Source organism: Ruegeria sp. CK2 (assembly GCF_056536585.1).
This window is the reverse complement of the sequence record NZ_JBQFPW010000034.1, coordinates 1-8206: the sequence shown is the minus strand read 5'-3', so window position 1 is coordinate 8206 and position 8206 is coordinate 1. Positions and strand designations below refer to the sequence as shown.

9 protein-coding genes and 1 pseudogene are annotated in these 8206 nt (G+C 52.9%); 7 read left to right on the top strand and 3 right to left on the bottom strand.

All coding sequences use genetic code 11. The features are described from left to right. The 4 genes and pseudogenes from ACR0BU_RS24305 to ACR0BU_RS24290 form a co-directional block, all read left to right on the top strand. Nucleotides 1-234, top strand: a 234-nt coding sequence (locus ACR0BU_RS24305) for a hypothetical protein (RefSeq protein WP_480739482.1), incomplete at its 5' end; no start/stop codon positions are given. 184 nt (nucleotides 235-418) lie between these two features. Then, nucleotides 419-976: a DUF1697 domain-containing protein gene (locus ACR0BU_RS24300; RefSeq protein ID WP_480739483.1), complete on the top strand. Its 558-nt coding sequence runs from the start codon at nucleotides 419-421 to the stop codon at nucleotides 974-976. Then, a complete protein-coding gene (locus tag ACR0BU_RS24295; RefSeq protein WP_480739484.1) occupies nucleotides 955-1365 on the top strand; it encodes a VOC family protein in 411 nt (136 codons plus the stop codon). The genes ACR0BU_RS24300 and ACR0BU_RS24295 overlap by 22 nt, the downstream gene beginning before the upstream one ends. Nucleotides 1366-1589: 224 nt before the next feature. Continuing rightward, a pseudogene (locus tag ACR0BU_RS24290) lies at nucleotides 1590-2063 on the top strand (endonuclease); the annotation flags it as partial. Nucleotides 2064-2121: 58 nt separating this feature from the next. Here the strand turns inward: ACR0BU_RS24290 and ACR0BU_RS24285 are convergent. The 3 genes from ACR0BU_RS24285 to ACR0BU_RS24275 all read right to left on the bottom strand — a co-directional run bounded on the left by ACR0BU_RS24285 (nucleotide 2122) and on the right by ACR0BU_RS24275 (nucleotide 5132). Then, nucleotides 2122-2880, bottom strand: a complete 759-nt coding sequence (locus ACR0BU_RS24285) for a hypothetical protein (protein ID WP_480739485.1) — start codon at nucleotides 2878-2880, stop codon at nucleotides 2122-2124. Next, a complete protein-coding gene (locus ACR0BU_RS24280) occupies nucleotides 2865-3923 on the bottom strand; it encodes a hypothetical protein (RefSeq protein WP_480739486.1) in 1059 nt (352 codons plus the stop codon). The genes ACR0BU_RS24285 and ACR0BU_RS24280 overlap by 16 nt, the downstream gene beginning before the upstream one ends. Nucleotides 3924-4031: 108 nt before the next feature. Then, a complete protein-coding gene (locus ACR0BU_RS24275) occupies nucleotides 4032-5132 on the bottom strand; it encodes an endonuclease/exonuclease/phosphatase family protein (protein WP_480739487.1) in 1101 nt (366 codons plus the stop codon). A gap of 341 nt (nucleotides 5133-5473) precedes the next feature. Between ACR0BU_RS24275 and ACR0BU_RS24270 the strand changes: the two genes are divergently transcribed. From ACR0BU_RS24270 to ACR0BU_RS24260, 3 genes are all read left to right on the top strand, one after another. Continuing rightward, on the top strand, nucleotides 5474-5791 hold the full coding sequence (locus tag ACR0BU_RS24270; RefSeq protein WP_299083884.1) for a bactofilin family protein: 318 nt from the start codon (nucleotides 5474-5476) through the stop codon (nucleotides 5789-5791). A 1103-nt stretch (nucleotides 5792-6894) separates the two neighbouring features. After that, complete coding sequence (locus ACR0BU_RS24265; protein WP_299083882.1) at nucleotides 6895-7275, top strand: hypothetical protein; 381 nt, start codon at nucleotides 6895-6897, stop codon at nucleotides 7273-7275. 80 nt (nucleotides 7276-7355) lie between these two features. After that, on the top strand, nucleotides 7356-7859 hold the full coding sequence (locus tag ACR0BU_RS24260; protein ID WP_299083879.1) for a hypothetical protein: 504 nt from the start codon (nucleotides 7356-7358) through the stop codon (nucleotides 7857-7859). Nucleotides 7860-8206: the final 347 nt, after the last annotated feature.

The following is an 8206-nucleotide window of genomic DNA, read 5'->3' as shown; positions in this document are numbered from 1 at the left end:
ACCCTGTTCGCAACGCCTCAACAAAGCCGTCTTGTGCGTTTGGTGGCAGAGGAGCACCACGGCTTTATCCTCGCACTCAACTCGTCTGCAAGTTACCTCGGCATTGCGGTGGGATCAGCACTGGCAAGCGTGCTCGGTATCAATACTGGGCTTTGGGCGCTGCCCGCTGGTGCATTGGGTCTGCTGGCACTGACAGCTGCGGTGACTGTTGCATTCGGTGTCATCAAGGAATGACAACGCGTCACACTCAGTGCGAAAACGTCGCCATGGGTATATTGGCAACGTAAACCCGGCTGACTTTGAAGAGAATGACCGAAGTGAGCCCATATTGACCGAAGCTGCACTATGGCATGGATGACTGCATTGTGTCCTAAGCGTATCACGTAGCAAACTCCTTCGAATGTGATAATACGAGACAATGAGTCCACAGCACCGAGATTGGATAGCGTTTGTCCGTGCCATCGGCCCTTTGACCCACAAGAAGATGTCAATGGCTCAGCTTCGCGCGGGGTGTGAGGAAGCTGGCCTCAAAGATGTTCGGACGTTTTTGGCCACCGGAAACGTTGTTCTTTCGTCGGAACTGCCGGAATCCAGTATCTATCGCATCTTGAGAACAGTGATCTCCGCACATGATTTACGGAATGAAGTGTTCCTAAGGAAGCTACAGCATCTAAAACAAGTTTTGGCCGAAAACCCGTTTCCTAAAGCGTCGTCGGAGCGCCCGAACCATATGTTGGTACTATTCATGTCAAAGAAACTAACAACGTCAGAAGTCGACGCTTTGGAAGGCTACGATGGGCCAGAGCGCGTTAAAGTAATCGGCAAGGAAGCTTTCATCGATTACAAGAACGGCGTCGCGGGATCAAAGCTTACACCGGCTCGTCTTGAAAAACTGCTTGGGCATTCAGGAACGGCGCGCAACTGGAGCACAATTGAGAAGGTGGTCGATCAAGCATGCCCAGAACTGGATTCATAGATCATATTGGCATCGCAGTGCCGGATCTTCCCACCGCGAAAAGCTATTATGACGAACTCATGCCGATCCTTGGACTGAAAGAGTGGTTCAAGACGGAGCCGGAATTTAACTACGGGCCAGAAGGAATACTTGGCACACAGCTATTCTTCTACCAGGCCAAAGAAGCGGGGAGCTATTCACGCCATGCCACCGGATTGCAGCATATTGCATTTTCGGTTGAAACTCGCGATGTGGTGCACGAGGCATATCAGTGGGCGCTGTCGCAGGGAGCGCAAATCCTGAACGAGCCCCGCCAATTTCCAGAATACGGAACTCACTATGCCACGTATTGGCTCGATCCTCACGGCATTAAGCTTGAAGTTGTCTGCCACAGCAATAGCAAAGATTAGTTTGGCTACAACATCAAACCTGATCTCCGAAAGCGGCCATGGGTAAGCACGTGGTGAATGACGGTTTGTCCCGCATCTTTCGTGTTCATTGCCTACGCAGCGAACGGCGGTGTTTAGAAGTCGAGATCCCTAAAGGGGTATCGCCCCTTTCCCAAATCGACCCCTTTGACCGGGCGGCGTGAGGTTATGATCCTGTCAACGACAATGATCGTGCGAAACGCACCGAAGCGGAACACATTTTACCCGCGTTCTGGATCGCCCATTTCCATCCGGGGCCCTCATGTTGGGAAAAGGACGAGGCCTGTGGAAGTGCGCGAGAATGCTGTCTCAAAAACGATGATCGTTTCAAGCGCGCGCACAACGACCTGGTGAACCTCACTCCTGCCATCGGAGAACTCAACAATGTCCGGAGCAATCTGACATATGCGATTGTACCTGGAGAGGAGCGCCTCTTTGGATCGTGCGACTTCGAAACCGACAGCGATCTTCGCATCACCGAACCACGGGAGGACGTTCGAGGCGATATTGCGCGCGTCTACTTCTACATGGGCGAGACCTACGATCTTGAACTTTCCGACGAACTGCGAACGTTGCTGGACGAGTGGGATGGAACCGATCCGATCAGCCCAACAGAGGTTGATCGCAATGAACGCATTCGCGGTGTCCAAGGCACGGCGAATGATTTTGTCAGCCAATGAAGATGGTAGGTTGCGGTCCCGAGTTTGAACCAGTTCTCGCCAAGAAAACGCGTCTCCATCATAGGGCGTAAAGTGCAGACAGAAGCTCAAAGCCTTCATTTCGTTCAATTGCGACACCGAAGTCAGGCGGATGAAAGGTCTCGTCATTCATCAAGATGTCGCGGTAAGCGCGCAGATCATCTTTCAAAGGTTCGTTGACGACTACAGTTTCCTCGCGATTGAGAAGCTGAAGCAGTCGAAAGACATCACGGCGGTGCTTCGCGATATCACTGCGTTTTACTTTGGTGTCGCCGTCAGCACGCCTGCGTGTGAGATCGACGAACGCCCGGGCTTTGAACGGAATAAGAAGGCGCTCATCCAGCACGTGGATCCCATCGACCGGGCGGCGTGAGTTGATGAGCGCTTCGTAGTAGTCTTTGTCGAGCAAAATTGCCGATAAGCTGAGCATGTCATCCGATACGGCGACAGTCGCTAGCTCGTCGCCGACTTCGAGATCGACGCCCGCCTCAGGACTCGAGAAGAGCTCAAGCATTTCGGGATAGCTTGTGTCTTTCGGCTTGTGGAACCGGTAGAACTCCCGCCTTTCTGCTCCACGTTCCCGAGCTTCATATTGGCCTGCATCCAGGAACCCTTTAAGTGCGGATCCGAAGGACGGATCGACAACCTCAACGCACAGTACCATGTCGACATCGCGTGTCGCTCGAAACTCCAAACCGACTTCCTCAAAGATCAGGGCGCAGGCAGCACCGCCGATCAGAGCGTAGCTGTCTTCATGTCCCGCAAAATGTTCCCGAAACTTCTCTATCCCCGGTACCAACGCACACTCTCCATCAGTTGGGCAGCCGCCTCGACAACGCGTTCGTCCTCATGGGCATGGAACTGCATGAAGAGCGACAGGGGATCAGCCTTATTGTTCCCAGTGACAATATCTGGATCATAACGCCAAACATCGACGCCGAAACCGGCCTCGTCGTAATCGTCGACCTCCTGGCCAAATTCACCTGCCTGCAGAGACTTCCAGTCTTTTGGCCCCACCGCGAAATGTGGATGCCGGGGAGGATTCAGCATGGACCGCTCAGCGAGCGCACTTTCGCCACCGGCGGCAAAAGTCTGCGGCAAGGTTGTTCCGTAAAAGCCTTCGGGCATGTCTTTGGGACGAAAGAAGTGGATCGATTTGACGGGAGATCGGAGCAACGGCCGGGCATTTTCAAAAATCTCGTCCGGCGGCAAGCTGAACACAAGGAGCTTGCTTCGACCAAGCGGTTCTACAGATGCAAGCTTGTTCGCGCTTAGCTCGTCAAAAGCCCTACCAACAGTCATGGCAGAATAGCGAAGTTTCTTTGCGAGATTGCTCGGTGTCCAGGTGTCTTGGTTCGGTATCAGCAAATGTCGGAACAGCACGACCTGCGCTGCTGGGGACAGGCTTTCTGACGAAGTGGGCATCTTGGACCTGAAATACTCACGCAGATCCATCCCAAGAGCTGGAATGTAGAGTTGGTTGTCAGGCACGACAAAGGGAAGGGCTTTTTCGATGAGTCTGGCGCGCACATGCGATGACATGGCTTCGAACACAAAGACGATGACGTCATCGATATCTTTGCGGAGGTTGGCATGACGCTTCTCAAGCTCGGACGGGGTAAGTTCGCTGTCTTTGGGTACAACGACAAAGAGACAATGCGTCGAAAGCAGCTCTGCTTCGTAGAAGTCAAACGCCTTCGCTAGAAACATGGGGAGCTTGTCTTTGCGCTTCCATTGCTCGAGATCGATGCGAATATGAAGCACGGCTAGAAGGTAATTCCTCAGCCGGTTGCTCAGATCCTTGGATTTCGCATTGTTGCTATCTAACATGGTTTTGCACACTAACACTAACATAGTTAGTATGCAAGTGTGTGTTAGTGTTTTGCTTGATTAAGCACATCGAGCTCTAGTTGAGGTCGACTGCGGACGGCGAAAAGACAACTAAATACCTCAATCGCGGCGCGATATCAGTCGCATCACAACTGGAAAATGATCACTCACGCCACGACCTGTCACAGGATCAAAGCGGCGAGGCTCAATGAAGCCGCGGTCATCTTCGTCCACCATGATCTGCTCGGGCGTGACAATCGCGGAGCTAAAGCTGCCCAAGTCAGCAAACCAATTCTTGTCGCTTGGTTGAGACGGGCTCAGTATCGAAGATACCAGGATCATGTCTAGGAAAGACCAAGTGTTCCAGTTGTTCACAAGCCGGTCAACGAACTTGCTGGACCCAGGTGCCTCGCAACCAGAACGCACCAACGGCGAAGCGTACCAGTTCCCGATGCGTAGCAACCTTGAGAAGCTGTCGGTGGGCCCCTCGTTGCAGTTCACGTTGAAATCTCCGGCTGCGACGGACAGCGAGCCCTCTGGCAAACCAGCAACGAGCGCGTTGAGGTTGTTCATCGCACGAATGCGGCAGCGATACGGGTTTCCACCGGATGGAAAATGAACGCCAAAGACATGCAGGGTTTCGCCATCTGGAAGCTCGAGCGGCACCTGAAGAATGTCACGCGTTTTTCCGCAAGTCTCTTCATCACGATCGAAATCGATGACATGCGCAGTTGGTGTGCTGGCAGCGGGTAATGTCGTCAGCAGACCAACATCAATCCCGCGGCTGTCAGGTTCATCACTCGTATCGAGTTGCACCACGCGATAGCCGGAACCCGGGAGAGCTTCAGCCACCAGATCTTCCAAAACCTGAGCGTTCTCTGTTTCTGGCACAACGATGACTTCTGGGTAGGCGCCGAAAGCGACGATTGTCTCGCCCAACCGCGCCAGTTTTTGTCCGTAAACTTCATCGCTCCAATCGAGCGTTTTGCATTGATCTGAGAAGAAACCGCTCGGTCCGTTCCAGGTCTCGCAGTTTGCATCATGCGTTGCTTGGTCCATCTGCTTAACTGAAAGCGGCAGGTAGGTATCGTCACGCGGGTTGTCGACGTCATCAACAGTGTCGAAGAGGTTCTCCACGTTGAACGAAACAATGGTAATAACATCGGCTATTGCAGGTGTAGAAATTGAGAGTAGTGCAATCAGGCAAGTCGCAATTCTCATAGTGGCCTCCAATCAATACTAAAATATTGGGCAAAGCCTATCACTGACCTGACCGATCTGTGAATTGCCAATCGATTTCTTCCTGAGATTTGTGGTTGCGCACAGGGTCAGTTGAAGCGGTAACAATAATGGGACCCACAATCTTCCCTGCCTTTGGGGCCGCACCCAATCATATCGACACAGAAATGAGTTTCGTATCGACGTTGACCTATTGAGGGCAGCAAAATCCCAGACTCGCAATCGGTCCATTTTTGTTAGCAACAACAATCGCCATCGTCGCAGGTGGTCAAACCCCGGCTACCGGCCTAAGGTTACCGTTATCTCAGTCAGAGGAATTTGACGTGGCCAGTTCAATAATTGAAGAAGACCTGACCGTCGAAGGCAATGTCAGGTCAGACGGAGGTGGAGTTGACGTCAAAGGCCATGTGGCTGGTGATGTCAGCGCTGATGCGATTACAGTTCAATTGGGCGGATCTGTTGATGGTGCGTTGTCGGCAAAGCAGATCACGATTGAAGGCAAGCACAAGGGCAGCCTGAAATGTGATGATCTGAAGCTAGCCTCGAGTTCAAACGTTCAGGCTGATGTCATTGCCCGGACGATGGAGACCGAGCGTGGTGCCAAGGTTGTGGGCAAGGTCAATATCACCGGTGCGCAGTAGAACTCACCCTTAGAATGGTCTGTGGCCATGGCACTTTTGTATCTTTGCGATCGCTGGGCATTTATAGAAGCTTAGTGCGGCCCGAGACGCGCCGCGATGTACACCTCTCAGCAGGCCGATTACTCGAACGCCAACAGAATTTCATCACAGCGCGAGCGTCATTTTCGGTGGTTTGACAGGCCGAGCTCGTCCCGCATCCAGCTGAAATCATACTCTGCAACGGGGGACCCCGTCTGGCGGGCGCTGCGGTTCTCGATTGTCTTCAGCCAGTCAACCACCTCTTTCTTGTCCTTGCCGTGAAGGACGCGACCATCTAGCCTGATCAGCGATATGACCAAAGGCGTCCAGCTTCGTGATTGTCGCCAGATGTTCGCATTGTGGCTGAGAAGTATCGCTTGTTAATTGTAACCCTTGAATGTCCGTAATGATGTTCAGAGTAATTCCTGCGCCTTGTGGCGCGTGACTGCGTCCGGTTCGGGCCAGCTAGGTAACCTGTCTGGGGCAGGCAGGTCATGGCGCTTTAACCACTCTTTGATTTCCGCCCAGTGATCCTGTGACTTGGCTGTATAGCGACGCTCGTGCAGCTCTGCGATCCGACGTTCCAGGCGACGCCATCATTGTAGTTTGATCTTCAGCCCGTGGATATTCGACCAGGCAGGCACAGCTGCTTGCCAGTCGTCGTCACGGTGGGACTCAAGTTGTTTGTGAAGGTCGAAGGGGATTCGGTTGGGCCAGGAGGTAATGCGGAACAATTGGAGAACTTCTTTAGTTTATCCAAATGAAATTTGCCGTTAAGCATAGGCCGCGTTGACAAAACGGAAGCCTACCAGGCGCAGGTCCAATCATAGCTGATGTATATGTAATTATAGGATTGGAGTATTTCCGAATACAGCAACCTGGTTCTAGTATCATGCAATGAACGAAGTGATTGACCTTCGAAGTGATCGCTAAAAAATCGCCAATAAGGTGAGAGAGGGATGCGACGAGACTTGTGCAGAATTGTTGCTGCGGTCTTCACCCTCATCGCTACTGACGCATCAGCAGATTGCTGGCATTTTCCTTTCCCTTTCAATGCTTCCAAAGTCTAGGCAGCCGAGATCGTCGTGGACAAAGGGCATCTGGCTGTAGGATTTCCTGATATTGGACGCGCCTTCATTGTCTCGGTCGATCTTTCGGAGGCTATTGAACTGCGTCTTCAACGCGGCGACGTGTTTGCCAGTGGGCCTGGTTTCGGTCGTTCTGTGGCGCTTGATGATGACATCGTTGCAATTGGTGCTGCCCGCATCGGCAGCCATGGTACAGGTGTCGAGCAGCCCGCAGGGGTTTTTCATACCGGTGCAGTTTATACCTTTGATGTCTCGAGCGGCGCGTTGCTTTGGCACGTTCAGTCAGACAAAGAACGAGCTTTCGGTCATTCGGTCTTCATTAACGCTGACGGCGTCTCCTTTGGTATCTTCGAAGCGCCCGAGCTTGATGGTAGATAGCTTCGATTGCTGGACGCGGCGCCATCGCACTGCGGTCGAGAGAGGGTGTACGTCTCAATGTAATTGATGGGCCGTCGGATATGCGTGGGTTCGGTGCTGAGCTTTCGGGCAGCGCATCCTTGATCACGACCACGACTACTGCCAGTGCGGATACCCTAAACATCTGGATGCTGATGCTGCGGGCGGGAACCACGACCCAGCTTGCTTCCATACCAGCCACGCTCAATGGAATACCGGCTGGGAACCTTGCCGCGGAAGGTTCGACGGTCGCGGTCTCCGCCGGCGGCGGTTTCGCTGCAGCTGACGGTCGGACCCTCCTGATGGTTCCGGGACATTCACCTTACGAGATCGTAGGGGGAGGGCCGCTGGCCCTATCTGAAGACCAACTTTCGGTTCTGGTGCGCTCAGCGCCCGAAGACCAGCCCTACAACCAACTCGTTGTGAACGACATCACGACAAATGGAACTCTGGCGGAGGCAGCGAAGATTAATCACGTGGTAGGGGCAGCTCTGGAAGGGGCGACCCTATTCGCGGTTTTGGCCGAACCGGGTGCACCGGTGAGACTCTGCAAGATGACAACTTAGCTAGACAGGGCACTACTTCATGGCAATTATTGGCTCGGATGGACGAACAACAATTACAACGCCTTCAGGTTCGAACGCTAATGCCACGGCGGTTGACGTACCCAACTTATCTACAACAACCTACAGCGCTTTCAAAAATTTGCCTGGTTCAGGGTACGCGATCTCGGCCAACTTTCTGATGGCAGGCCGCGTCCGCATCACGTCACTCGCTATGTTGGGCTCGAAGTCTGATATTGATACTCTATTAAAGTATAGCCGATAACTATTGTTAATGTGACCATCTTTTGTGCGATCTTTTCAGTGGCTATGCCAAAGAGAGGGCGCACAGAATTCATGGAAATGAATCA